Raw genomic sequence first — 26348 nt, forward strand, 5'->3', positions numbered from 1 at the left:
GGCAACTTGTACTCTAGGCAACTAAAGTTCTAGGCGACGTCCACTCTATAAGAGTTTTTGCACTTTCGGGGACGTCCAGTCTGAGGCACTCAGGTTCTTAATGGCACAGATCATGAGGGGCAAACCACACTTAATCTAGCGGTGTTACTCCACCCATCGGAAGTCATTAGTGAAATGTGCTGAATGGTTAAACGTGCTGCCCGGCAACAAAACCGGAACTCCAGGCCCACTGGAAGTTATAACCGCCCAGCCAGCCGGACACATCCATCACCTCACCGACAAAATACAGCCCCGGCACCTGCTTGGCTTCCATGGTTTTGGAAGACAGCCCGTCAGTGTCGACCCCGCCCAGCGTCACCTCGGCGGTGCGGTACCCTTCGGTGCCGTTCGGTGCGATCGCCCACTGATGGAAATAGCTCACCAGCGCCGCCAGCTCCTTCGAGTTCAGCTGTTTCAGCGGCTTATCCGTCAGATCTCCTCGCTCAATCAAAGCTTCAATCAGGCGTTTGGGCAACAGACGGGACAGCGAGTTTTTCAGGCTCTGGTTCGGGTGCTTGTCACGCATGGCGGTCAGGGTCTCAGCCACGTCCAAATCCGGCAGCAGGTCGATCGTGACCTTCTGGCCCGGCAGCCAGTAAGACGATATCTGCAGGATCACCGGCCCGGATAAACCACGGTGGGTAAACAGCAGGTTTTCACGGAACGTGGTGCCGTTTTCGGCCTCCACGACCACCGGAACAGCGATGCCGGACAGTTCGGCAAAGGCTTCTTTGTCTTCTTTATGCAGGGTAAACGGCACCAGGCCGGCAGTGGTCGGCACCATGTTCAGGCCGAACTGCTCTGCCACCTGGTAGCCAAACGGTGTAGCACCCAGCTTAGGCATCGACAGACCGCCAGTGGCGATCACCAGTGACTGGCACTCTACCGCTTCGGTATTCAGCATCAGGCGAAAGCCGGTCTCCGTTTTCTCGATATGGTGCACATCTATCTGGTAACGCTGCTGTACTGTCGGCAGGTCGCATTCCGCCAGCAGCATCTTCACAATGTCTTTGGCCGAGTCTTCGCAGAACAACTGGCCATGATCGCGTTCTTCATAGGCGATATCATGTTTGGCCACCATGGCGATGAAATCCCACTGGGTGTATTGCGACAACGCCGATTTCACAAAGTGGGGATTGCGACAGACATAGTTGTTCGCCGCCACGTCGTAATTGGTAAAGTTGCAGCGTCCACCTCCGGAGATCAGGATTTTTCGCCCCGGCTTTTTACCGTGATCCACCACCAGTACCGAGCGCCCGCGCTTACCGGCTTCGGCGGCACACATCAGCCCGGCAGCCCCTGCCCCAATAATTACCACATCAAACTTTTCTGCCATGACTTCACCGCTGTCGCTTATTCGTTACGCTACCTGTGGCTGCTTGCCCGCAGCCTGCCTTACACCATAAAAAAGGGACGCCGCAGCCTGATGGCCGGCATCCCTGTAATGGCAACTGGCAGGCTCCCCCCACCAGGAGCGCAAATTTTACCTGTCTGGCAGGGGGAATAGCAATGGATTATCCCGCTGCCTGCTCCATCCTGACACTTTCCAGCCGGCGCTCCGGTGATTGGGCCAGGTGAAGCGTCGAGGTCGGGAAGGCAAATTCAGCACCATGCTGCTGCACAATCGCCGCCACCTTAAGCATGACATCCTGCTGAATTTCCTGATACGCCACCCAGTTTGTCGTTTTGGTAAAAGTGTAAATCAGAATATCCAGCGAGGAGGCGCCGTAGTGATCCAGATTCACAATCAGGGTGCGATGCGTGGTTTCGATATCCGGGTGCGCCACCAACATGGCTTTGATACTGTCCACCACCGACTGAATGCGATCGACATCCCGGTAGCGCAGGCTGATCTTCTGTTTAATCCGGCGGTTGAGCATACGGGAAGGGTTTTCCACCACAATGGAGCTGAAAACGGCATTCGGCACGTACAGCGGGCGCTGGTCGAAAGTCCGGATCACCGTCATGCGAAAGCCGATTTTTTCGACCGTGCCTTCAATCTGGCGGTCCGGGCTACGGATCCAGTCGCCCAGTTTAAACGGCTGATCGAAGTAAATCATGATGGCGCCGAAAAAGTTGGCCAGCAGATCCTTGGCTGCCATCCCGACAATCAGACCGCCCACTCCGCCAAAAGTCAGCACCCCAGACAAGCTCAGGCCCAGGTTCTGCATCATGACCAGGCCACCCACCACCAGCACCGTCAGACGTAGAATTTTCGAGATCGCATTGATGGTCGTGGCATCTTTGGCGTTGGCACTGATGGCATCTTCCGCATTGGTGATCAGGCGCAGCAGCACCCAGATGAAGGTCCAGACCAGCATCAGATGCCGCACCACCGAGAGAAAAGCGGTCGGGTAGTCGGTCAGGTTATCAATCATGACCCCGAGGGAAAATGCTGCCGGCCAGAGCCAAATCAGCCAGCTCACCGGTCGGCGCACGGCATGGATCAGCGCATCATCCCACACCAGCCGGGTTTTTCCGGCAGCCCGTAATAAATGGCGGGTCACCAGCAGCCATGCCGCCCAGAGGCAAGCACTCAGTAACAGTAAGAGGCCAACATTGGTCATCCAGTCTTGGCTGCTTCCCCGCTCGAGGGCATGCCACCACGCATATACTCGGTTCATGAATCCTGTTTCGCATTACTGATTAAAGGGCGACAAACTACCGCCAACCCTTTGAGTTAGCAACATAAAACAGCTTCTAACGGCATAAGTGAGAGGATTATCACCAGAAAACTAGAGTCCCATAAACGCCACGACAAAAATGGAGATGAAAAACAGCATCAGGTAGGTACTGGCCAGAATGAACAGTTTCCGGACCTTAACGCACTTTTCCATAAAAATGGGGTCGTGGTGGTTCTGGTATTGGTGACTGCGAATATAGTGAAACAGCCTGATTTGCTTGGACACGTTGCCCTGCGAGGAGAAAAAGCCCCGCCCGTCAACCTGCTGATAGAGAAGTGGGTCGCACTCGCGCATCACCGCCAACAGGGTGCGCAAGGTACTGATGTACCGGGAAACATTGACGACCGCGACCAGAAAAAGAGCGAGAATAAGTGCATCACCACTGATCATAACAACCCCCGAACAATGTGACTCAGCGGCTGACCTGTGGTTGGGGCGCACAATAAAGGCGCGCCCCCGGCCTGTTAGCCAGCCTGTGTATCCATGATCGAAGCCGATTCAGCTTTGGCCATTGCGGACAGATCTTTATCAATAAAGAACAGTGCCTTGCCGTCTTCGCCGACCAGTTCAATCTTATCCAGGACACCTTTGAACAGTTTTTCTTCTTCGTGCTGTTCTGCAACATACCACTGCAAGAAGTTAAAAGTTGAATAGTCCTGGGTAGTAAACGCAACATGAGCAAGCTTGTTGATTTGTTCTGTGATATAGCGCTCGTGCTCGTAAGTCTGACGGAACACATCTCCTAACGATGAGTACTCGTGATTTGGCGCATCAATTGCCCCCAGGATAGGCATTGAGCCTGTTTCGCTGACATACGTAAACAGACGCTGCATGTGCTCCATTTCTTCTCGAGCATGAGCACGCAGAAACTCTGCGGCACCCTCAAAGCCTTTATCTTCGCACCATGCACTCATTTGCAGGTACAGGTTGGAAGAAAAGAACTCCAGATTAATCTGCTCGTTGAGTTTTTCAACCATCGCTTGAGCTAACATCGCGTTACTCCTTCTATTCTAGTGTATACCAATCTCGTCAACTGGTATGAAATCGCTTGTCTCCCATTGTCACAATGCAACACTGAGAATGCAACTCAACAGGCGATTAGCGACGATTATGGACATTACGACGTAAAATCCGACGTTGCGTTTCAAAAAGTACATGAAATTCAACAAACTCGCCACTCAATATGAAACAATTTTAACACTTTGCCAAGTTGCGATCCGGGTAATATTTTTTCCCCGCGGGCAGTGCTAGCATGAGATAAAACCCCAAGGTTAAGGAGTGCATGCTATGGCTTACAAACATATTCTGGTAGCCATTGACTTATCTGAAGACAGTGCCGTTCTTGTCACTAAGGCCGCCAAACTGGCCGAAGCTCTGGAGGCAAAACTGTCACTCATTCACATTGACGTTAACTACGCCGAGCTGTACACCGGCCTGATTGATATCAACCTGTCAGAAGCCCAGCACCGCATGGCTGACGATGCCCAGAAACAGCTTCAGGCGCTGGCCGCAAAAGCCAACTACCCGGTCGCTCATACTCTGGTCGGCAGCGGCGATCTAAGTGATGAAATCTGCCACGCCATCGATGACCTGCACATCGAACTGGTCGTCTGCGGTCACCATCAGGACTTCTGGAGCAAAATCCTCAGCTCAGCTAAGCAGCTGATCAACCGTTCTCCGGTGGATATGCTGATGATTCCGCTCAAATAAGCTCAGTCAGAAGTACGTGTTTCCGGCCCGGTGCGATCACCGGGCCGTTTTGTTTGTGAAAGCTCTGACCTGCTTTATCCCTACCCGCTGCCTGTATTTCCCCTGGCGATTTTTCGCTACACTGGCGCTCTCTTAATTCTGGACCTCAACACTTTTATTATGGGATATCTTTCTGCTGTCACCCTGCTCTGGGCGTTTTCGTTCAGCCTGATCGGGGTATACCTGGCGGGCCAGGTGGATGCCTGGTTCTCGGTACTGACCCGGGTGGTACTGGCTGCTCTGGTGTTTCTGCCGTTTTTGCGTACCCGCCACCTGCACCGGGCGCTGGCCATCAAGCTGATGGTCGTCGGTGCCTTTCAGCTGGGCCTGATGTACTGCTTCTACTACCAGTCCTTCCTGTATCTCAGCGTTCCTGAGGTACTGCTGTTTACCATTTTTACCCCGATCTACGTCACCCTGATCTACGATCTGCTGCACCGCCGTTTTTCGGCCTGGTACCTGCTGACAGCGGCCATTGCGGTGCTGGGTGCCGCAGTGATCAAGTTTGAAGGGATTAACGAAGACTTTGTGCTCGGCTTCCTGATTGTCCAGGGGGCCAACCTCTGTTTTGCCATCGGCCAGATTGGTTACAAGCGGATCATGGAGCAAGAACGTGCCGATCTGCCGCAGCATACCGTCTTTGGTTTGTTCTACCTGGGGGCGGTCTGTGTCGCGCTGCCAATGTTCCTGCTGTTTGGCAATACCGAGAAACTGCCGACCACGAGCACCCAGTGGGGCATCCTGCTGTATCTGGGCACCATCGCTTCCGGTCTGGGCTATTTCATCTGGAACAAAGGCGCGACACTGGTCAACGCCGGGGCGCTGGCGATCATGAACAATGCTCTGGTACCGGCGGGTCTGATCGTCAACATCGTGATCTGGAACCGCGACGTCGATTACCCGCGCCTGATCATTGGCGGCATCATTATTATGGCGTCACTGTGGTTCAATGAGACTTGGGTCAAACGCCAAGTTGAGCGGGCCCGAGCCTGACCGACAACCACAAAAAACGGGGCACTCAGCCCCGTTTTTCGTTCCGCTCAGAAGTGGCGCACTTAGATAAAAGAGTACGCATCAGCAAACATCCGCTCGCGCTCCGCGCCTCTTTCGGCCGTGAACAGCTCACGGGCTGCGCCGGCCATTTCAAAACGTCCACAAATGTAGATGTCATAGGCTGCCAGGCTGACAAAATCGGTGCTCACGGCTTCCAGCACGTTGCCCACTTTGCCGCTCCAGCCTGCCGGTGCCGTTTCCACAACCGGTACATAGGTCAGGTTCGCGTGCTGCCCCGCCAGTGCCTGCAACTCGGCATCGGCATACAGCTGGCACTCATCACGGCCGCCCCAGTACAGAAAGATCGGTTGTTTGGTACCACGGCTCAGCAGGCGCTCCAGAATACTGCGCACGTATGAGAAACCGGTTCCCCCGGCGATCAGCAACAGTGGCTTCTCGCTGTCTTCACGCAACCAAGCTTCGCCGTGTGGCGCTTCGATCTCAATGCTGTCACCAGAGGCCAATGCCGCTTTCATGTGCTCCACGACTTCCAACGCGTAAGGGTTGTGCTCGGCCGCACCGATGTGCAGTTCCAATTCGTTTTCACGGCATGGACTGTTAGCGATAGAAAACGGACGCTTGTCCTTCTCGCCCATCACTGCAAGCAGGTACTGACCCGCCTTGAAAGCCACAGGCTGCGCCGGGCGCAACAAGATACGGTAGGTATAACAGGCCAGTGATTCCACTGACTTTACTTCACATTTGATGGACATTTTCTTCCTCTAATCCAGATCGAGCACCAAGTCGCTTTCCGCCATCGCCTGACAGGCAAAAATCCAGCCCTCTGCCTGCTCTTTCTCTGTGAGCATCGGTTCGAGCTGGTAACGAATCTCACCGGCCAGTTTACGGCACATACACATGGCACATGCGCCGACCTGGCAGCGATTGGGGAAAGCAATACCTGCGTTGAGCGCTGCCTCGAGAACGGTCTGGCCGTGTTCGGCCGTAAAGGTCATCTCATGAGGCAACAGGCGTACTTGGTACATGATTTCTCTCATTCCCGGCCTCTCTGGCCGGGTCGTCGTATAACGTTAGTTCAGAATACCGAGCGCATCCCAGATGGCATCAACCCGGGCAACTACCGCCGTATTCTTGGTAATCGGGGTGCCCCACTCGCGGTCGGTTTCCCCCTCCAGCTTGTTGGTGGCGTCCAATCCCATGCGAGAGCCTGCTCCCTCTGCTGCTGGCGACTTCTCAACCAGCCAGGTATCCCGGCTCGGATCCATTCGGGTGGTCACCGCCCAAATCACATCATTCCAGTCGCGCGCATTCACATCGTCATCGCAGACAATAATGAACTTGGTATTGGCCTGCGCGTCCAGCAGTGACCAGATCCCCGCCATCACGCGGCGCGCCTGGCCGGGCTCGGTTTTCTGCATGGTCACAATCGCCATTCCGCCTGCGTCGGCTTCCGGCGGCAGATAGCAGTCTACGATTTCCGGGAACTGCTCCCGCACCGCCCGGACCAGCGTATCACCATCAAACTGTGGTGTCAGGGTGCAGGCCGCAGTCGGTTGCGTGGCCACTTCTGCATCCCACTTCACCGTGGCATCCAGCCCCATTTTCGACCCCAGCCCGACCACTGGCGAAGCAAAGTCCAGCGAGTCAATCGGCGTATTATCAATCATCACCGTATCACGCAGCGGTTCCATTCGGGTCGTCATGGCCCGGATCACGCTGTTCCAGTCGCGGGCATTGACGTCATCGTCACAGACAATCACGAACTTGGTGTACATAAACTGGCGCAGGAACGACCAGACCCCCATCATGACGCGTTTGGCATGACCAGGATACTGTTTCTTCATGGTTACCACGGCCATCCGGTAAGAACACCCTTCCGGCGGCAGGTAGAAATCTTCAATTTCCGGGAACTGCTTCTTAAGGATAGGAACAAAGACTTCATTGAGCGCGACCCCCAGCACAGCCGGTTCATCCGGCGGGCGGCCGGTGTAGGTGCTGTGATAGATAGGGTCCTGTCGCATGGTCACGTGCGTGACGGTGAACACATGGTGGCGTTCAACCTCATTGTAGTAACCGGTGTGGTCACCGTACGGGCCTTCGTCCGCGAACTCGTTCGGATCAATGTAGCCTTCCAGCACGATTTCCGCACTGGCTGGCACTTCCAGATCGTTACTGATACTTTTCACGACTTCGGTCTTGCTGCCACGCAGCAAGCCGGCAAACGCATACTCAGACAGCGTGTCGGGAACTGGCGTGACCGCGCCCAGAATGGTTGCCGGGTCTGCCCCGAACGCAACCGACACCGGGAATGGCTGCCCCGGATGGGTTTCCATCCAGTCACGCAGATCCAACGCACCGCCTCGGTGCGCCAGCCAGCGCATAATGACCTTGTTCTTGCCCAGCTTTTGCTGACGGTAGATGCCGAGATTCTGGCGTTTTTTGTTCGGGCCGCGGGTAATGGTCAGGCCCCAAGTGAGCAGCGGCGCGACATCGCCCGGCCAGCAGCTCATGACCGGAATTTTATCCAGGTCAACCTGCTCTCCCTGCCACACGATATCCTGACACGGCGCTTTACGCAGCCGCTTGGCTGGCATGTTCAGTACCTGTCTGAACACCGGCAGCTTGTCGATCGCATCGCGGAAACCACGCGGCGGCTCAGGCTCTTTCAGGTATGCCAGCAGCTTGCCGACTTCTCGCAGCTCGTGCACATCCTGACGCCCCATACCCATTGCGACCCGCTCCGGTGTACCAAACAGGTTAGCCAGCACCGGAATGTCATAGCCGATCGGGTTTTCAAACAAGAGAGCCGGGCCTCCGGCACGCAGGGTGCGATCACAGATTTCTGTGATTTCCTGATCCGGGTCGACGGGCTGCTTGATACGCTTTAACTGGCCTACTTGCTCCAGGTAAGCAATAAACTCGCGCAGATCCTTGAATTTCATCAGTTAACTGTTACCCAAGATTGAAAATAGAAAGGTACCCGGCACTGTCGCCAGCCGCCGGGTACCGCAAATCATTTTCACTCATTATAACGAGTTGTTAACGCCAAATCAGCGATAATTCAAGTCATTGACGCAATCAGGGCTGCTGCGCCATCGCCGCCCGGAAGTTATTCTGCATCACTTTGCTGCGGCTGACTTCGGCCAGCTGGCGCAGCCAGTCCAGATACCCCATGCGGGCGAGTTCGATCGCCACCAGCTCGCCGTCTTCCACTTCATCCAGCTTGGCAGCCAGAAAGTCGCGGGCGGACACCGGAATGGGGTGCTGTGTAATCAGCGCTCGGTAAGCCTGACGCTTGAGTGACGGATTGATGGTGGCAGCCTTAAGCTGCTCTATTGCGTGTGTGGCCGGAGCCAGCTCCGCCAGGCGATTCAGCTCCGCCAGGCTAAACTGATCGCTGCGGCGGCGCCACAGCAGGTGGTAGACACTGTTATCACGGGAAGCCGCCGCCAGCGCGGCGATCACCGCATTATCCGGCAGCCACAACAGCTTACTGTCACTGGTAAACTGCGCGGCCAGTTTGGCGACAGCCTGCGCTGACAGATTGGGAAGTTGTTCCAGGAAAATATCGCGGCGTACGGTCTGCGACGCCAACTCGCCGGCCATCCATTCAGACAGGACCAGTTCACCGGCTTCAGCCTGCTTCACCATGGCCGCGGCCAGCTGAATGTGCTGCCACTTGCGCACCAGACTTTTCGCCTTGGCGCCATAATGGAACGCACTCTGGGTCACCAGATAGCCGTCACCCTGCTCCACCACCTGGTAGGCAGGCGTCCGCTCCGCCTGGCGCTGAAGCCAGTCGGCCTTGGCCTGATCGAGAGCACCGGATTCGACGGCATACGTCACCAGCCCGGTACGCACCGCTTCCTGCTCCAGCCCGGAGAATGCCTGTAGTTGAGACTCCAGCGTTGTAAAATCACTGGCGTCATAAAGCTTGGCCAGCACCGAGACCTGATGCTGAACCTGCGGGGAATCAAGAACCTGACGAACTTCCTGCTCCGTCACTTCCTGCGCGGCAGCAGTGGTTGCCATCACTGCGGCCAGTAATCCTATCAACATGCACCGTCCTAGTCGCATGCCACCTCCTTGGTGTTCAGGAAACATTGTAAAAACCCTCCGCCTTCCTGGCGAACGAGCTAGATATTGATAACACGCACAGTATATGGAGTTTCCAAGCTGGAAACCAGCCTGAAGCCTACAATTGAACAATGCTCAAAAACATTATGCCGTAAACTCAAGGTAATAAAAAACGCCACACAGGGTGGCGTTTCTCAAACTGTGACTCGAGCCGCGAATTACTGGCGACGCATAGCGTCAAAGAACTCGTCGTTCGTCTTGGTCATCGACAGCTTATCAATCAGGAATTCCATGCTGTCGGTTTCACTCATCGGGTGAACAATCTTACGCAGGATCCACATCTTCTGTAGCTCGTCCGGCTTCGCCAGCAGCTCTTCACGACGGGTACCTGAACGGTTGAAGTCAATCGCCGGGAAGACACGCTTCTCTGCAATCTTACGAGACAGGTGCAGTTCCATGTTACCTGTACCTTTGAATTCTTCGTAAATCACTTCGTCCATCTTCGAACCGGTATCAACCAGTGCCGTCGCGATGATAGTCAGGCTGCCGCCCTCTTCCACGTTACGGGCCGCACCGAAGAAACGCTTCGGACGGTGCAGGGCGTTAGCATCCACACCACCAGTCAGTACTTTACCGGATGATGGGATCACGGTGTTGTAAGCACGCGCCAGACGAGTAATGGAATCCAGCAGGATCACCACGTCTTTTTTGTGCTCAACCAGACGCTTGGCCTTCTCGATCACCATCTCAGCAACCTGAACGTGACGAGACGCTGGCTCATCAAACGTCGAGGCAACTACTTCGCCTTTCACCAGACGCTGCATCTCGGTCACTTCTTCCGGACGTTCGTCGATCAGCAGCACCATCAACTCACACTCTGGGTGGTTGTACGCAATGCTCTGAGCAATGTTCTGCAGCAGCATGGTTTTACCGGCTTTCGGCGGTGCCACGATCAGGCCACGCTGACCTTTACCGATTGGCGAAGCCAGATCCAGTACACGGGCCGTGATATCTTCAGTAGAACCGTTACCACGCTCCATACGCATGCGCTCGTTCGCGTGCAGCGGCGTCAGGTTTTCAAACAGGATCTTGTTACGGGCGTTGTCCGGCTTGTCGTAGTTAACTTCGTTTACCTTCAGCAGGGCAAAGTAACGCTCACCGTCTTTCGGCGGACGGATTTTGCCTGAAATGGTGTCACCAGTGCGAAGGTTGAAACGGCGGATTTGACTTGGAGAAACGTAAATGTCGTCTGGGCCGGCGAGGTAAGAACTGTCTGCAGAGCGGAGGAAGCCGAAGCCATCTTGAAGAATTTCTAGAACACCATCGCCAAAAATGTCCTCACCACTTTTTGCGTGCTGTTTGAGAATCGCGAAGATGATGTCCTGTTTTCTCAAACGCGCCAGATTTTCCAGTCCTAAGCTTTCGCCAAGCGCAACCAACTGGGAAATAGGTTGGTTCTTCAATTCAGTAAGATTCATAGTGGTGGGTTTCTTGTCAGTCAAAATTGGGGTTCTATGTTAATGAGATAAAGTCGACCAATGAGGCTGGTCAAGGAATGAACGATATTAAAATTAACGTGCAATAAGTTAGCACTAAAGACCTCATCCGTCTAGCATAGACGGTTGCCAAACCATGCACAACTGAGAAATTGTTGTGCATGGTTCGAGATAAGAGCGGCTTACAGGTTCGCGTCCAGGAACTCTTTCAGCTGGCTCTTAGAAAGTGCACCCACTTTAGTGGCCGCAACGCTACCGTCTTTGAACAGCAGCAGTGTCGGGATACCACGGATACCAAACTTTGGCGGGGTGGCTGCATTCTGGTCGATGTTTAGTTTACCAATCGTCAGCTTACCTTCGTACTCGTCGGCGATTTCATCAAGGATTGGGGCAATCATTTTACAAGGACCACACCATTCAGCCCAAAAATCGACTAGTACCGGGCCAGCAGCCTTAATCACATCGCTTTCGAAACTCGCGTCTGTCAGCTGCACAATCTTGTCGCTCATCTTCCACTCCAATGGTTGATTTTCTTAGCTGATTTGATTTTAACCAGCAAATCGGTGCTCTATTTGAATGGAATCCGTTTCGTATTGCAACCCTAAGCTGATATTCTATACGAATGAAGACGACTCACATCACAGAGCAAAAATTTGCCGACCTGGGGTTAGAACCTCGGGTATTACAAGGATTGGAGGCCAAAGGCTTTCATCATTGTACGCCTATCCAGGCGCTGGCATTGCCGGTAGTGCTCTCCGGCCGTGACATTGCTGGTCAGGCTCAAACAGGCACAGGGAAAACCCTGGCTTTCCTGACTGCGACTTTTAACCACCTATTGCTGACACCAGCAAAAGAGGACCGCAAACAGAACCACCCCCGTGCCATCATTATGGCACCTACACGCGAGCTGGCCATCCAAATTTACAATGATGCCAAGCCGTTAATCGAAAGCACCGGGCTGACCGCTGGTCTGGCCTACGGGGGTGAAGCTTACGAGAAGCAGCAGAAAATCCTGGAAGAAGGTGTCGATATCCTGATCGGTACTTGTGGTCGTATCATCGACTTTTACAAGCAGCGCGTGATCGATCTGCGTTCTATCCAGGCTGTGGTGCTGGATGAAGCGGACCGTATGTTCGATCTGGGCTTTATCAAAGATATCCGTTTCCTGTTCCGCCGCATGCCGGTGCCGCAGGAGCGTCTGAACATGCTGTTCTCCGCGACCCTTTCATACCGAGTGAAAGAGTTGGCGTTCGAGCACATGAACAACCCGGAAAGTGTGATTGTTGAGCCGGAGCAGAAAACCGGTCACCGCATCCAGGAAGAACTGTTCTACCCGTCAAATAAAGACAAGATGCGCCTGCTGCAGACGCTGATCGAGGAAGAATGGCCGGATCGCGCTATCGTGTTTGCGAACACTAAGCACCGCTGTGAAGATATCTGGGCACACCTGGCGGCGGATAACCATCGCGTCGGCCTGCTGACCGGTGATGTACCGCAGAAAAAACGCGTCCGTATTCTGGAGCAATTCACCCAAGGTGAAGTGGATATCCTGGTTGCTACCGATGTGGCGGCACGTGGCCTGCACATCCCACAGGTAACGCACGTCTTTAACTACGACTTGCCTGACGATGCCGAAGATTACGTACACCGTATCGGCCGTACCGGTCGTGCCGGTGCCAGCGGTCATTCGATCAGCTTCGCCTGTGAAGAGTACGCGATTAACCTGCCGGCGATTGAAACGTACATCGAACATGCGATCCCGCTGTCGAAGTACAATGCAGATGCCCTGCTGGACGACCTGCCGGCCCCACTGGCTATTCAGCGTCAGCCTCGCCAGAACAGCGGCCGTCGCGGCAGTTCATCCCGTCAGGGACAACCGCGCCAACGTAACCGACGCCGTGCACCGGCTGCCAAACAGCAGTAATTGATTGATATGCCCATGGAAAGAACAGTATCTCCCCTATATGCCGCTATCGACCTCGGATCCAACAGCTTCCATATGTGGATTGTCCGGGAAGTGGCCGGCACCGTGCAGACTCTGGCAAAAATTAAGCGCAAAGTCCGCCTGGCCGCGGGTCTGAACAGCAATAACGAGCTCAGTGAAGACGCCATGCAACGGGGGTGGGACTGCCTCAGCCTGTTTGCTGAACGCCTGCAGGATATTCCTGCCGGCAATATCCGCATTGTCGGCACTGCCGCCTTGCGTACTGCCGTAAACTCCGACACGTTTCTTTCCAGGGCAGAACACATTCTAGGTTACCCGGTGAACATCATTCCCGGTGAAGAAGAAGCCCGCATCATCTATCAGGGAGTCGCCCACACCTCCGGTGGCAGCGGCAAACGCCTGGTTGTCGATATCGGCGGCGCCAGCACAGAAGTCATCATCGGCGAGGGCTTTGACAACAACGCCCTGACCAGCCTGAAAATCGGCTGTGTGACTTGGCTGGAGCGCTACTTCAAAGACCGTGCTCTGACGGCCGCCAACTTCGATGCGGCCATTGCGGCAGCGAAAGGTGCCATTGCGCCGATCATCGAGCCGTACCAGGAACTGGGCTGGGAAACCTGTGTCGGGGCCAGCGGCACCGTGCAGGCTCTGCAGGAAATCATGCTGGCGCAGGGGATGGACGAAATCATCACCCTGCAAAAGCTCAAGCGCTTGCAGCGCCAGGCGATGCAGTACGAGCGACTGGAAGATCTGGATATTGAGGGCCTGACCCTGGAGCGCGCTCTGGTGTTCCCGAGCGGGCTGTCGATCCTGATCGCCATTTTCGAGTCCCTGGGTATCGAGTCGATGACCCTGGCCGGCGGCGCACTGCGTGAAGGCATGGTGTACGACATGATGAGCCAGATGCGTCATCACCATGATGTGCGGGAACGGACCCTGTGCAGCCTGCAGGTTCGGTTCCAACTGGATACCGAGCATGCCGACAACGTGGCGCAAACCGCGCTGTCGCTGCTGACAGCCTGTGACCCGATCTGGCAGGTTGAGCCGCAGGCTTACTACCTACTCAACGCCGGTGCCGCGCTGCATGAAATCGGCACCATGATTGAATTCAAGCAGAGTGGCGAACACGCGGCGTACCTGATCCACCACAGTGATTTACCGGGCTTTACCCGTGCCCAGAAGCACCTGATCGCCGAGCTGCTGCGCCGCTTCCGCGAGCAACTGACCAGCCTGCCGGAGCAACATGCCGTGTCTGCCCCGACGGCAACCCGTCTGTTGCGTCTGCTGCGTCTGGCGGTGATTCTGTGCCATCGCCGGGATACTGACCACCAGCCGCCTTTTGCACTCAGCGCCGAGGACAACAAGCTGACGCTGACCCTGCCGGCCCACTGGCTGGCAGCCAACCCGCTGACCGATACGGAGCTGCAGCAGGAAGCCAACCGTCAGAGCGACATGGGCTGGCCGCTGACCATTATTGCCAGCGACTAACCCCTGCTTCCGGGCAAAAAAGAGACACAAAAAAAGCACCCTCTTTGGGTGCTTTTTTATTAGCTGTTGCCGGTGTGGCGGTTATGGCCCGGCGATTTCACCGCAGAACCCGGTAAACCCGGCCAAGTGATCATGGCCAGGCCAACCCGTACTTACCCGGTGATGCCGGAATGACGCAGCAGCGCATCAATCTGCGGCTCGCGGCCACGGAAACGCTTGAACAACGCCATCGGCTCTTCACTGCCGCCACGCTCCAGAATGCAATCCAGGAAGCTGGCACCGGTGTCGGCGTTGAAAATACCTTCCTCCTCAAAGCGCGAGTACGCATCGGCAGACAGCACTTCGGCCCACAGGTAGCTGTAGTAACCGGCACTGTAGCCCCCGGCGAAGATATGGCTGAAGCTGTGCGGGAAACGGCCCCATTCCGGACTCGGCACCACCGACACACGCGATTTGATGCTGTGTAGGGTGTCCTGCACTTTGGCGCCGATTTCCGGGTCGTACTCCGTGTACAGCGTGAAATCGAACAGGCCGAATTCCAACTGACGTAGCAGGCCCATCGCCGACTGGAAGTTCTTGGCTGCCAGCATTTTTTCCAGCATTTCTTTTGGCAGCGGCTCGCCGGTTTCGTAGTGACCGGAAATGAAGGCCAGTGCCTCTTCTTCCCAGCACCAGTTTTCCAGGAACTGGCTTGGCAGCTCTACCGCATCCCATGGCACCCCGTTGATGCCGGAGACTGCCGGGACATCAACCTGTGTCAGCATGTGGTGGATGCCGTGACCGGTTTCGTGGAACAGAGTCACCACTTCATCGTGGGTAAACAGCGCCGGCTTGCCGCCGACCGGTTTGTTGAAGTTACAGGTCAGGTAAGCGACCGGATGCTGCAGGCTGCCGTCAGCGCGGGTACGACGGACAATACATTCATCCATCCAGGCGCCGCCGCGTTTGTTTTCACGGGCATACAGATCCAGGTAGAAGCTGCCGCGCAGATCACCCTTACTGTCAAAGATGTCGTAAAACTTGACCGACTCGTGCCAGGTATCCACACCTTCACGCTCTTTGACGTCCATCCCGAACACACGCTTAAGGACTTCAAACAGACCTGACACCACTTTGTGCTCCGGGAAGTACGGGCGCAGTTGCTCATCAGAAATGCTGTAGCGGTGCTGCTTCAGTTTTTCTGCGTAGAAACCAAAGTCCCACGGCTCAAGCTCGTCAGCCCCGAACTCGGTCTTGGCAAACTCGCGCAGCTCTGCCACTTCGCGCTCGCCCTGCGGCTTGGCACGGCTCGCCAGATCGTTCAGGAAGCCCAGCACCTGCTCAGTGGTTTCCGCCATTTTGGTCGCCAGCGATTTTTCGCTGTACGTGTTAAAGCCCAGCAGACGCGCGATTTCATGGCTCAGCTTCAGCTTCTCCGCAATGATTTCGCTGTTGTCCCACTTACCGGCATTCGGGCCGCGATCAGACGCACGGGTCACAAACACCTCGTACATTTCCTGACGCAGGGCACGGTTTTCGCAGTAGGTCATCACCGGCAGGTAAGACGGAATGTCGAGGGTGAACAGGTAGCCGTCTTGCTCTTTGGCTTGGGCAGCCGCCTGGGCAGCCTGCAGTGCCGATTCCGGCAATCCGGCCAGCTCGGCCTCATCGGTGATCAGCTTGCTCCAGCCCATGGTGGCATCCAGCACATTGTTGCTGAAGGTCGAAGCCAGCTCAGACAGACGTTTGCTGATCTCGCCGAAACGGTGCTGCTCTTTGGCCGGCAGGCCGATACCGGACAGTTCAAACTCACGCAGCGCGTCGGTGATTGATTTCTGCTGCGCCGGGCTCAGGCTGTCAAAGCTCTCGTCTGCTTTGATGGCCTTATAGGCTTCATACAACCCTTTGTGTTGGCCCAGCCAAGTGCTGTAGTCAGACAGCAGCGGCAGACAGCTTTCATATGCCTCACGCAGTTCATTACTGTTCTGTACCCCATTGAGGTGGCCGATTGGCGACCAGATACGGCTCAGACGGTCATCAGACTCCGCCAGCGGCGCACAAATGATGTCCCAGCTCGGGGCTGCGTCGTTTGCCAGCACGGTTTCCACTGCCGCCCGGCAGTCGGCAATCGCCTGCTCAACGGCCGGTTTAACATGTTCAGGTTTAATGAGTGAAAACGGAGGCAAATCCGTCATCGTAAGTAATGGGTTAGACATACGCATTTCCTTCAATCGATTGTCCTGTAATAGATGCGTCTTCCGACGTGTAAATTCAATCCCTTGGTCACGTCAGTCATCCGACCAATTCTATCATTTTAACCTGAATTTAACATCACAGCCGTGAAAGTCTGCGGCGGATACTGGCTATTCGCTGGCAAATCGCCATAATACGGGCCTTATTCATCACTTTTTTCTGTCGAGATCCCAGCCATGCTGAGCTACCGCCACAGTTTCCACGCCGGCAACCACGCTGATGTGGTGAAACACATTGTTCAAAGCCTGATCCTGGATGCCCTGAAGCAAAAGGATAAGCCGTTCGTTTACCACGATACCCACTCTGGCGTGGGCCGTTACGATCTGCAGGACGAGCGCAGCGAGAAAACCGGCGAATACAAGCAAGGCATTGCCCGCATCTGGCAGCGTGACGACATCCCGGCCGACATCGCCAGCTACATCGACGCGATCAAAGCCCTGAACGACGGCGACACCTTGCGCTACTACCCGGGCTCGCCGAAAGTGGCCCGCGCTCAGCTGCGTGAGCAGGACCGCATGGTGCTGACCGAGCTGCACCCGAGCGACTTCCCGCTGCTACTGCAGGAATTCCGCGGCGATCGCCAGGTCCGTATCTACAAAGAAGATGCGTTTGCCCGCCTGAAGGCTAGCCTGCCGCCGAAAGAGCGTCGTGGCGTGGTGCTGATCGATCCACCCTATGAGCTCAAGCACGAGTACATGGACGTGGTGAAAGCGATTCAGGAGAGCTACAAGCGCTGGGCAACCGGTACGTACGCGATCTGGTATCCGGTGGTGTACCGCGAGAACATCGACAAGATGCTCCAAGGGCTGGAAAATCTCGGCATCCGCAAAATCCTGCAAATCGAGCTGGGAGTAGAGCCGGATACCGACGAGCGCGGCATGACTGCCTCCGGAATGATCGTGATTAACCCGCCGTGGAAGCTGGAATCACAGATGCAAGCGATCCTGCCGTGGCTGCAGGAGGCCATTGCCCCGACGCACGGCTTCTACAAAGTGGACTGGATTGTCCCAGAGTAATACCTTCCTCCATGGCTGCCTGTCACCGGGCGGCCATGTGTCTTGCCAGTTCCGTCCCGACATTCTCCCTTCCCGCCTCTCGTATCTCCCTGCTTTCTTTATTACACTGTCGAGCTAATAAATCGTAAAGTCCTAGCGGAGAAAGTCATGGCAAAGCATTTTGATTACATTTGTATCGGCGGCGGCAGCGGCGGTATTGCCTCAGCAAACCGTGCAGCAATGTATGGTGCCAAAGTCGCACTGGTTGAAGCCAAAGCCCTCGGTGGTACCTGTGTTAACGTCGGCTGTGTGCCGAAAAAAGTAATGTGGCACGGTGCCCAAATTGCCGAAGCCATGCACCTGTACGCAAAAGACTACGGCTTTGACGTCGACGTGAAAAACTTCGACTGGAGCAAACTGGTAGAAAGCCGCGAAGCTTACATCGGCCGTATCCACACCGCCTACGACAACGTGCTGGGCAAAAACCAGATTGAAGTGATCAACGGCTTCGCCACGTTCGTCGACAGCAAAACCATCGAAGTGAACGGCGAACACTACACCGCAGATCACATCCTGATCGCCGTGGGCGGCCGTCCGACCATTCCGAACATTCCAGGTGCCGAGTACGGTATCGACTCCAACGGTTTCTTCGAGCTGGACGCCCAGCCAAAACGTACCGCCGTGATCGGCGCCGGTTACATCGCGGTTGAAATTGCCGGCGTACTGCACGCACTGGGCACCGACACCCACCTGTTCGTCCGTAAAGAATCGCCGCTGCGCAGCTTTGACCCGATGATCATCGACACCCTGGTGGAAGTGATGGACAAAGAAGGCCCGACGCTGCACACCCATTCCGTACCGAAAGAAGTGGTAAAGGAAGCCGACGGCAGCCTGACCCTGCATTTTGAAAACGGCGAGTCCCATAACACCGATCTGCTGATCTGGGCGATTGGCCGTCACCCGGCGACCGATGCGATTAACCTGGCAGCGACCGGTGTCGCCACCAACGAACGCGGCTACATCAAGGTTGATGAGTACCAGCGCACCAACGTTGACGGCATCTACTGTGTCGGCGACATCATGGAAGGCGGCATCGAACTGACGCCGGTCGCCGTGAAAGCGGGCCGCCAGCTGTCTGAGCGCCTGTTCAACAACAAGCCTGACGCGAAGATGGATTACAAGCTGGTGCCGACCGTCGTCTTCAGCCACCCGCCAATCGGCACTATCGGCCTGACCGAGCCAGAAGCCATCGCGCAATACGGCGAAGACAACGTGAAGGTGTACACCTCGACCTTCACAGCGATGTACACCGCAGTGACCACCAACCGCCAGCCATGCAAAATGAAACTGGTGTGCGCGGGCGCTGACGAGAAAGTCGTTGGCCTGCACGGTATCGGCTACACCGTAGACGAGATGATTCAGGGCTTCGGCGTGGCAATGAAAATGGGCGCAACCAAAGCCGACTTCGACAGCGTCGTGGCTATCCACCCGACCGGCTCCGAAGAGTTTGTTACTATGCGCTAACCGCGTGATTGCACACAATCACCGCTAAGCTTTCAGGCCAGCCACTCAGGCTGGCCTTTTTTTACCAGGCCTTTCTGTGTTGGGTCAGGGGGTGGCCGACGGCATTGTGCCACTTGCCCGTTTCCCTACCATCTTCTCCCGCGTCAACGAATGATCACCCGCCTGACACGAAAGTGTCATCTCGGCGTGTGAGTCTCCCCGCACTGGTTTGACCAGAATAATTACTCCATTTTTATCAGCCCGAACATTCAGTAAAAGGAAATGCTATGTCTTTGTCGCGCCGAGGCTTTATCAAAACTCTGTCGTCCGGAGCGGTGGCCACAACCCTGATCGGTTGTGGCAGCGATGACACTCCCGATGGCCGCACCGCCTCCATCGCCTTCAACCACGGCGTTGCCAGTGGCGACCCGACCGCAGAAGCGGTGATTCTCTGGACCCGCTTAACCACCGATGCCCGCCAACTGACCGTACAGTGGGAAGTGGCCACCGACCGTGGGTTCAGCCAGATTATCCGCGCCGGAGAAACCCTCACCGACATGTCACGCGACTTCACGGTCAAGATCGATGCTGACCAGCTCGCCCCGGCGACCCACTACTTCTACCGGTTCCGCAGCCAGGATACCGTCAGCCCGGTCGGTGAGACCAAAACCCTGGCCACCGGACACCTGGAGCAAGCAGCACTGGCGGTCGTCTCCTGCGCCAACTACCCGGCCGGGTACTTCCACGCCTACCGCGAAATCCTGAACCAGCACCAGCAAGCCCCTCTGGATGCCGTGCTCCACCTCGGCGATTACATCTACGAATACGGTACCGGTGGCTATGCAACCGAAGATGCCGAAGCCCTGGGACGGCTGCCGAGCGGCGGCACGGAATGCCTGACCATGAATGACTACCGCGCTCGCTACGCCCAATACCGCAGCGATCCGGATCTGCAGGCCATGCATGCTGCGCTGCCGATGATTGCGGTCTGGGACGATCATGAGATTGCCAACGATACCTGGCGCGACGGTGCCGAAAACCACCAGCTGGACGAAGGCGTGTTTGCTGAACGCCGCGCAGCCGCTGCCGCTGCCTGGCTCGAATGGATGCCGGTGCGCGAAAACCCGGCCTCCAGCGTGATTATCTACCGTGACTTCCGCTTCGGTGACCTGCTGGATCTCTACATGCTCGATACCCGCGTGGTTGCCCGCGATCAGCCGTTGGATTACTTTGCCCTTGAATCGTTCACCCCGGACGCCATCACCGGGTTGCTGATGCAGGCCAGAGCGGCCGATCGTCAGTTGCTGGGCACTGACCAGAAACAGTGGCTGCTAAACCAGATGGCCAGTCACAGTGGCAAATGGAGCCTGCTTGGTCAGCAGATCCTGATGGCGAAAATGGAGCTGCCGAGCACCGTGATGACGGCCCTGCTGGCCATGTATCAGGCTCCGGCAGATAGCAAACCGGCGGCGATGCAGGCGCTCAATCAGGCCATTCAGGCTTACCTGACGGATCCGGCGTCCGATCCCCTGTTGCTGCCTTACAACCTCGATGCATGGGACGGCTTCTATATGGAACGGGAATGGCTCTACAGTGTGGCGCAGCAGCTGGGCAAGCAGCTTGTCTGCCTGGCGGGTGACACCCATAACGCCTGGTGCAGCGAGCTGAAAAACCACAGCGGTGACACGGTCGGGGTAGAGTTTGCCACGCACTCGGTCAGCTCGCCGGGGATGGAAACCTACCTCGGGCTGGACGATGCCGTCATTAACCAGATGGAGCTCATGTTGCCGAACCTGGTGACGGCTCTGCAATGGACCAACCTGAAGCAGCGCGGCTTCATGCGCCTGGACATCCGTCACGACGCAATTAACACCACCTGGCATTTCCTTTCGGATATTAAGGCAAAAACCTACAGCGTGACGACCCACCACGCAACGACCAAAAATGCGTTAACTATCTCTTAACATTGAGTATTTATTCTTTAACACCACTGGCTCTATGGCCGTTAGAGCCAGTGTTTTCGGGCACTTAGCTGATCACCTCGCAACAACACACTTCACTAAATATTCCCTACCCCTCGATATAATATGAATAAAAACACAAAAAATACCGTAAAGTATTTCATTTTTTAGCAAAAAACTGTAATCTTCGAACTTCTGATTATGGATAATCAGTGAATACTTATTCCAATGACACTGAAGCACTTAATTGCTTTTTACAGAAAACAATTACTTAAAGGTCAAAGATGCAGGATCAAGTCATAACACAACCGGTCAAGAAGGCTACCTGGACGATGTTCCTTCTGCCGTCTCTACTGGGTGTCTTTCTCTTCATGGCACCGATTAACTACCAGGACACCCTGACGATCCCGATCGCCGTACTGGCCAAATCGGTACAGGCCCTGTTCGAGGGAATGCTGACCACTATCGTCACTTTTGTTATCACTCTTACTGCTGTGGCGACAGTAGCCACCAAGCTGCTGAAACCTAAAGCCGTAGTGGAAAACAGCTTCCTCAGCGCCCTGTTCAATCCGAGCCTGCCATGGTTCGCCGTGCAGCAACTGGGGGCGATCTTCGTCCTGATGACCTACTTCGGTGTGGGTCCGGAAATGATCCATCACGCCAATACCGGCGGTCTGGTACTGAACGATCTGCTGCCGGTCCTGTTCTCAGTATTTCTGTTTGCCGGGCTGCTGCTGCCGCTGCTGCTGAACTTTGGTCTGCTGGAATTTGCCGGCACGCTGCTGACCCGCATCATGCGTCCGCTGTTTAACCTGCCGGGCCGTTCTGCGGTGAACTGTTTTGCTTCCTGGCTGGGCGACGGCAGTGTCGGTGTCCTGATGACCAGCAAGCAGTACGAAAGCAAAATTTATACCGAGCGTGAAGCAGCCGTGATCGGCACCACCTTTACCGCGGTTTCCATCACTTTCAGTCTGGTGGTCATTGCTCAGGTTAACCTTGAGCACATGTTCGTACCTTTCTACCTGACCGTTTGTCTGGCAGGTTTTGTTGCTGCAGTGATCGTCCCGCGCCTGCCGCCGCTGTCCTGGAAGAAAGACCGTTACATCGACGGTGAAACACTGAAAGAAGACATTGAAGCCGTGCCGGAAGGGAAAACCATCATTGGTTATGGTCTGGAGCAGGCACTGGAGAAAGCCAGCCAGGTCACCAGCATGCGCAGCGTGTTGGCCGAAGGGGCGAAAAACGCCGTAGACATGATTTTTGGGGTTCTGCCGGTAGTCATGGCGATCGGGACAACCGCGCTGATCATTGCAGAAAACACGCCGGTATTCAGCATTCTGGGCAAGCCGTTCATTCCGTTCCTAGAACTGCTGCAAATCCCGGAAGCGGCAGCAGCCTCTGAAACCATCGTGGTGGGTTTTGCTGATATGTTCCTGCCGTCCATCCTGGCGTCAGGCATTGAGAGCGACCTGACCCGCTTTGTGATTGCCGCCATGTCGGTTACTCAGCTGATTTACATGTCAGAAATCGGTGCCCTGCTGATCGGCAGTAAAATCCCGGTGAAGCCGTGGGAACTGTTCATGATCTTCATCCTGCGCACCCTGGTGACTCTGCCAGTGATCGCACTGGTAGCACACCTGATTTTCTAACCGCGGTTCCCCGCAGCATTCTCAAGCCAGCACCCCGGTGCTGGCTTTTTTTGTGTTTGATATCCGCCCCTCATCCACCAACACCATTCTGCTTTTAGGTGCAAAGTGTTACACGCATCATAGTGATAAGCCACTTTATGCATTTAAAGATTGATAATACTCTCAACAAACCTTATAACTTCCCCCCGTCGGTGGCACGCCGGCACATAAAAAATAACTAATAAGTCTTTTAACTCATAGCATTACAAGGAACAAAGTATGCAATTCAAGTACTCCATGCTGACCGCCTCTCTGGTTGCAGCCCTCACACTTTCAGGCTGTGGCGGTGGTTCATCGAGTAACTCAAGCACTGAAAATGGCGGCAATAATGGTAATTCCGGCCAGACTGAACAACCTTTAACGCAAGGGAAATTCATTGATGCGCCGGTTGAAGGCCTGTACTACGTCGCGCAACCAAGCGGCAAACGGGGTTTGACCGATGCTGACGGTACCTTCTCCCTGACTGAAGGCGATACCGTCACATTCTACCTTGGCGGCGAAAACGGCCTGCGTCTGGGCAGCGTTTCAGCCCGTGCTGTCGTTTCTCCGTTTGAAGTAACTGGCGGTAACTACCAGAAAGCCCTGAACCTGGCGCGTATGCTGCAAAGCATGGATAACGCCGAGGACGGTGCCATCACCCTGCCAGAGAGCATTAAAGCGCCTTCAGAGGCCACCCTCACCGCTCTGAAGCAAGTTGACCTGGGCGACATGGATTCCGCACAACCGCTGAAGGAATCACTGGAAATCACCCAGTGGGTCGATGAATCAGCTGCACTGGCTCACCTGCAGGCTTCTCTGAAAGATATTGAACTGGGCAGCACCACTACTCTGGCTGACTGGCAGAAAGGCTCTGGTAAGTACCTACGCACGATTGACGTTACCCTGGCAGCTAAAAATGCCAACGTTCAAGAGCGTCTGTACGTCCACGCTGACCAACTGCTGGGCGACGAACTGTTCAAAGCCACTCAAGGGCTGAGCGCCATGACGCTGCGTCTTGACGAACAACACCTAACGGTATTGAAAGGCGCCAATGATTCAACGCTGAGCGATAGCTATGCCCAGGCCTACCTGAGCTGCCTGGATGCCGAAGGCATCAACAGTGTTTTTGTCAGCGAAGATGACAGCGAAGCAGGTTACGCAACCTGTAACGGTAAGCCAGTTGAAATGAACAGCCAGTTCCAGCTAGGCTCAGCATTCAGCTATTCGCTGCAGGATCCGTCTGAAACCACACTGGCCGATGAAACCTTCAGCTGGGATGAGCTGAAAAAACACGGTCGACTGTTCACTTGCCTGGCCGACAAGAACTGTACTGAGTCAGCCATGACAGGTTTCGAAATCACCCAGTTCGATGACAGCGATGAGCAGGACGGCTCGGATATTCAGAAAGAGACCATGTACACCAGCTACAATGCGGTGACAGGTGTCTACACCGTTGTCAGCAACGAAGAAGTACTAAGCGGCGAGCACAAAGGCCGTAAAGAAACCGCCGTCAGCTTTGCCTACCTGGTAGACAATGCGGATGCCGAGCGTTACGTCGACTTCCGCGGCACCTGGAAAGCCGTTGCCAGCCGCCCGGGTTGTGTCGATAAAGTGATCTCAACGTTTACCTTCGACGATAAAGGTGTCACCGTGAAAGGTGAAGAGTTCGTTGGGAAATGCGAAACAGAAACGCTTGACGAATTCGCCACCTATGACGAGCTGGCTGCAATGGACTACTGGTGGTTTAAGACTAACGGGGCCAACAATGACAGCAAGGCGACCCTGTCTCAGCTGAACACGACGATCCGCTGGTGTGACGATGACGAGTTACAAAACGACACCTGCCAGAACACGAAGATCAACCGATGGGAATATGCACCGGCTGGTAAAAACTGGGATCAGGGCGTCCTGTACCGCAGCACCTTAAATAGCAAAGGCGACATCATCTCGATGGTTGCCATGCAGAAGCAATAAGTCTGATGCAGCTTGGTCAGTTCGGCGCGGTGTTTTTAGCCTATTCTCTGTATGCTATTTTTCACTGACGTTTCGCACTGACCATCAATAAAAAAACCGGCCATTAAGGCCGGTTTTTTTTATGCTCACAGAAAAGGCTCAGCCCGAATTGCGCGGTTAGTCCTCAGACGACACTTCATCTTCACTTCTCACGTAAAACCGCGAGAAGAACAGACCCACTTCAAACAGCAAGCACATCGGGATGGCCAGCAGCGTCTGCGAAATGATGTCTGGCGGAGTCAGCAACATGCCCACCACAAACGCCGCCACAATGATGTACGGGCGCTTGCTGCGCAAGCTTTGCGGATCCGTCGCCCCGGTCCAGCACAACAATATGATGGCAACCGGAATTTCAAACGCGATGCCAAACGCCATAAACAGGGCCAGCACAAAGTCGAGGTAGCTGGAGATATCGGTCGCGACCTGTACTCCTTCCGGTGCGATACTGGTAAAAAACCCAAACACCAACGGGAAGACAACGAAATACGCAAACGCGACACCGGCGTAAAACAATACCGAGCTGGAAAACAGCAACGGCATAATCAGGCGGCGCTCATGCTTGTACAGACCCGGCGCCACAAACGCCCAGACCTGGTACAGAATCAACGGTACCGCAATAAAGACTGACGTTACCAGGGTAAGTTTAATTGGCGTAAAGAAGGGGGATGCCACATCCGTTGCAATCATTGAGGCTCCCTCTGGCAGACGTTCTACCAGCGGGGCCGACAGGAAAGCATAGATATCGTTGGCAAACCACACCAGGCCAAGAAACACCACAATAACGCTCAGGATAGAACGCAGCAGGCGGTTACGCAGCTCCAGAAGGTGGCTGAATAACGGCTGCGTTTCGTCAACGCTAGACATAGTGAAGTATATTAATCCTGCTTTTGAGAGGTCGTCGCCGAATGCTGCTCCTCGTTTTTCGGTGCGTAGGGACGCTGCACGTCAGAAGCGGCTTTCTTCAGCTCTTCGACGGAGTCCCTCAGCTCTGGCGAGAGATCTTTCATCCCCATCTGCTCAGCTTTTTTCAGGTTTTCCTGCAGTTCCTGGAGCTTGAGCTCCTGTGACAGTTCATCCTTCACCGAGTTCGCCATATTACGAGCAGCGCCAACCCAGCGCGATACCGTACGGATCGCGACGGGTAGGCGTTCCGGCCCCAGTACAACCAATCCCACGACGGAGATCAGTATCAGTTCCCAGAACCCGATATCAAACACGCGTTAAACCTGCTCTTTGTCTTTCTGGCTCTTCTGAGCCTGATCACCTTGCTGCTCTGCCAGTTTTTTCTGTTCAAAGTCAGCGTCCGCGTCTTTCTTGGCAACAGATTCATCGTCGCTAATCGCTTTCTTGAACCCTTTCACCGCTGAGCCCAGGTCACCACCCAGTGAACGCAGTTTTTTGGTTCCGAACAGAAGCACAATGATCAGTGCAATAATCAGCAGTTGCCAGATACTAATACCACCCATGCTTGTTTTACCTCAGCTT

The 26348-nt window shown here is 55.1% G+C and carries 23 protein-coding genes; 9 read left to right on the forward strand and 14 right to left on the reverse strand.

Annotated elements, in window-relative coordinates; translation table 11 throughout:
• Positions 1-187: 187 nt before the first annotated feature.
• The 4 genes from C9I92_RS20120 to ftnA all read right to left on the reverse strand — a co-directional run bounded on the left by C9I92_RS20120 (position 188) and on the right by ftnA (position 3715).
• Positions 188-1375 (reverse strand): BaiN/RdsA family NAD(P)/FAD-dependent oxidoreductase, encoded by a 1188-nt coding sequence (locus tag C9I92_RS20120; protein WP_047887291.1) that lies wholly within the window; start codon positions 1373-1375, stop codon positions 188-190.
• 178 nt (positions 1376-1553) lie between these two features.
• Positions 1554-2663: a mechanosensitive ion channel family protein gene (locus C9I92_RS20125; protein ID WP_047887292.1), complete on the reverse strand. Its 1110-nt coding sequence runs from the start codon at positions 2661-2663 to the stop codon at positions 1554-1556.
• Between the two features lie 111 nt (positions 2664-2774).
• Positions 2775-3113: a universal stress protein UspB gene (gene uspB, locus C9I92_RS20130; protein ID WP_047887293.1), complete on the reverse strand. Its 339-nt coding sequence runs from the start codon at positions 3111-3113 to the stop codon at positions 2775-2777.
• A gap of 74 nt (positions 3114-3187) precedes the next feature.
• Positions 3188-3715: a non-heme ferritin gene (gene ftnA / locus C9I92_RS20135; protein WP_047887294.1), complete on the reverse strand. Its 528-nt coding sequence runs from the start codon at positions 3713-3715 to the stop codon at positions 3188-3190.
• A gap of 295 nt (positions 3716-4010) precedes the next feature.
• Between ftnA and C9I92_RS20140 the strand changes: the two genes are divergently transcribed.
• Together C9I92_RS20140 and C9I92_RS20145 are read left to right on the forward strand one after the other, a co-directional pair.
• Positions 4011-4433, forward strand: coding sequence for a universal stress protein (locus C9I92_RS20140; protein WP_047887295.1), 423 nt, complete (start codon positions 4011-4013; stop codon positions 4431-4433).
• Positions 4434-4592: 159 nt separating this feature from the next.
• Positions 4593-5465 carry a carboxylate/amino acid/amine transporter gene (locus tag C9I92_RS20145; protein WP_047887334.1) on the forward strand — a complete coding sequence of 291 codons (873 nt, stop codon included), beginning with the start codon at positions 4593-4595 and terminating at the stop codon, positions 5463-5465.
• Positions 5466-5527: 62 nt separating this feature from the next.
• Here the strand turns inward: C9I92_RS20145 and fre are convergent, their stop codons facing one another.
• The 6 genes from fre to trxA all read right to left on the reverse strand — a co-directional run bounded on the left by fre (position 5528) and on the right by trxA (position 11568).
• Positions 5528-6238: an NAD(P)H-flavin reductase gene (gene fre / locus C9I92_RS20150; protein WP_047887296.1), complete on the reverse strand. Its 711-nt coding sequence runs from the start codon at positions 6236-6238 to the stop codon at positions 5528-5530.
• 9 nt (positions 6239-6247) lie between these two features.
• Positions 6248-6514: a 2Fe-2S iron-sulfur cluster-binding protein gene (locus C9I92_RS20155; protein WP_207103666.1), complete on the reverse strand. Its 267-nt coding sequence runs from the start codon at positions 6512-6514 to the stop codon at positions 6248-6250.
• Between the two features lie 42 nt (positions 6515-6556).
• Complete coding sequence (gene ubiD, locus C9I92_RS20160; protein ID WP_047887298.1) at positions 6557-8428, reverse strand: 4-hydroxy-3-polyprenylbenzoate decarboxylase; 1872 nt, start codon at positions 8426-8428, stop codon at positions 6557-6559.
• Positions 8429-8564: 136 nt separating this feature from the next.
• The gene (locus C9I92_RS20165; RefSeq protein ID WP_047887299.1) at positions 8565-9545 is read right to left on the reverse strand and encodes a hypothetical protein; all 981 of its coding nucleotides are present in this window, start codon (positions 9543-9545) and stop codon (positions 8565-8567) included.
• A gap of 236 nt (positions 9546-9781) precedes the next feature.
• The gene (gene rho, locus C9I92_RS20170) at positions 9782-11041 is read right to left on the reverse strand and encodes a transcription termination factor Rho (RefSeq protein WP_047887300.1); all 1260 of its coding nucleotides are present in this window, start codon (positions 11039-11041) and stop codon (positions 9782-9784) included.
• A gap of 200 nt (positions 11042-11241) precedes the next feature.
• The gene (gene trxA, locus C9I92_RS20175; protein ID WP_047887301.1) at positions 11242-11568 is read right to left on the reverse strand and encodes a thioredoxin TrxA; all 327 of its coding nucleotides are present in this window, start codon (positions 11566-11568) and stop codon (positions 11242-11244) included.
• Positions 11569-11681: 113 nt separating this feature from the next.
• On the opposite strand from trxA, the gene rhlB reads away from it, so the two are divergent.
• Both rhlB and gppA read left to right on the forward strand, forming a co-directional pair.
• On the forward strand, positions 11682-12983 hold the full coding sequence (gene rhlB / locus C9I92_RS20180) for an ATP-dependent RNA helicase RhlB (protein WP_047887302.1): 1302 nt from the start codon (positions 11682-11684) through the stop codon (positions 12981-12983).
• A gap of 15 nt (positions 12984-12998) precedes the next feature.
• Positions 12999-14492, forward strand: a complete 1494-nt coding sequence (gene gppA, locus C9I92_RS20185; RefSeq protein WP_047887303.1) for a guanosine-5'-triphosphate,3'-diphosphate diphosphatase — start codon at positions 12999-13001, stop codon at positions 14490-14492.
• 152 nt (positions 14493-14644) lie between these two features.
• Here the strand turns inward: gppA and prlC are convergent, their stop codons facing one another.
• Complete coding sequence (gene prlC, locus C9I92_RS20190) at positions 14645-16687, reverse strand: oligopeptidase A (protein WP_047887304.1); 2043 nt, start codon at positions 16685-16687, stop codon at positions 14645-14647.
• A gap of 213 nt (positions 16688-16900) precedes the next feature.
• Here prlC and C9I92_RS20195 point away from each other — a divergent pair, with 213 nt between their 5' ends.
• From C9I92_RS20195 to C9I92_RS20215, 5 genes are all read left to right on the forward strand, one after another.
• Positions 16901-17740 carry a 23S rRNA (adenine(2030)-N(6))-methyltransferase RlmJ gene (locus C9I92_RS20195; RefSeq protein ID WP_047887305.1) on the forward strand — a complete coding sequence of 280 codons (840 nt, stop codon included), beginning with the start codon at positions 16901-16903 and terminating at the stop codon, positions 17738-17740.
• Positions 17741-17887: 147 nt separating this feature from the next.
• Positions 17888-19243 (forward strand): glutathione-disulfide reductase, encoded by a 1356-nt coding sequence (gene gorA / locus C9I92_RS20200; RefSeq protein ID WP_047887306.1) that lies wholly within the window; start codon positions 17888-17890, stop codon positions 19241-19243.
• 266 nt (positions 19244-19509) lie between these two features.
• Positions 19510-21186: an alkaline phosphatase D family protein gene (locus C9I92_RS20205; protein WP_047887307.1), complete on the forward strand. Its 1677-nt coding sequence runs from the start codon at positions 19510-19512 to the stop codon at positions 21184-21186.
• A gap of 281 nt (positions 21187-21467) precedes the next feature.
• Positions 21468-22832, forward strand: coding sequence for a YjiH family protein (locus C9I92_RS20210; RefSeq protein ID WP_047887308.1), 1365 nt, complete (start codon positions 21468-21470; stop codon positions 22830-22832).
• Between the two features lie 258 nt (positions 22833-23090).
• Positions 23091-24824 carry a hypothetical protein gene (locus C9I92_RS20215; protein ID WP_047887309.1) on the forward strand — a complete coding sequence of 578 codons (1734 nt, stop codon included), beginning with the start codon at positions 23091-23093 and terminating at the stop codon, positions 24822-24824.
• Between the two features lie 156 nt (positions 24825-24980).
• On the opposite strand, the gene tatC is transcribed toward C9I92_RS20215, so the two are convergent.
• Genes tatC through tatA form a run of 3 tightly spaced genes read right to left on the reverse strand, consistent with a single transcriptional unit; the run spans position 24981 to position 26329 of the window.
• Positions 24981-25727 carry a Sec-independent protein translocase subunit TatC gene (gene tatC, locus C9I92_RS20220; RefSeq protein WP_047887310.1) on the reverse strand — a complete coding sequence of 249 codons (747 nt, stop codon included), beginning with the start codon at positions 25725-25727 and terminating at the stop codon, positions 24981-24983.
• Between the two features lie 11 nt (positions 25728-25738).
• On the reverse strand, positions 25739-26080 hold the full coding sequence (tatB, locus tag C9I92_RS20225) for a Sec-independent protein translocase protein TatB (RefSeq protein ID WP_047887311.1): 342 nt from the start codon (positions 26078-26080) through the stop codon (positions 25739-25741).
• Between the two features lie 3 nt (positions 26081-26083).
• A complete protein-coding gene (tatA, locus tag C9I92_RS20230) occupies positions 26084-26329 on the reverse strand; it encodes a Sec-independent protein translocase subunit TatA (protein WP_047887312.1) in 246 nt (81 codons plus the stop codon).
• Positions 26330-26348 lie beyond the last annotated feature (19 nt).

Origin of the sequence: Photobacterium ganghwense, from assembly GCF_003025595.1 — a bacterium.
GTDB classification, from domain to species: domain Bacteria; phylum Pseudomonadota; class Gammaproteobacteria; order Enterobacterales; family Vibrionaceae; genus Photobacterium; species Photobacterium ganghwense.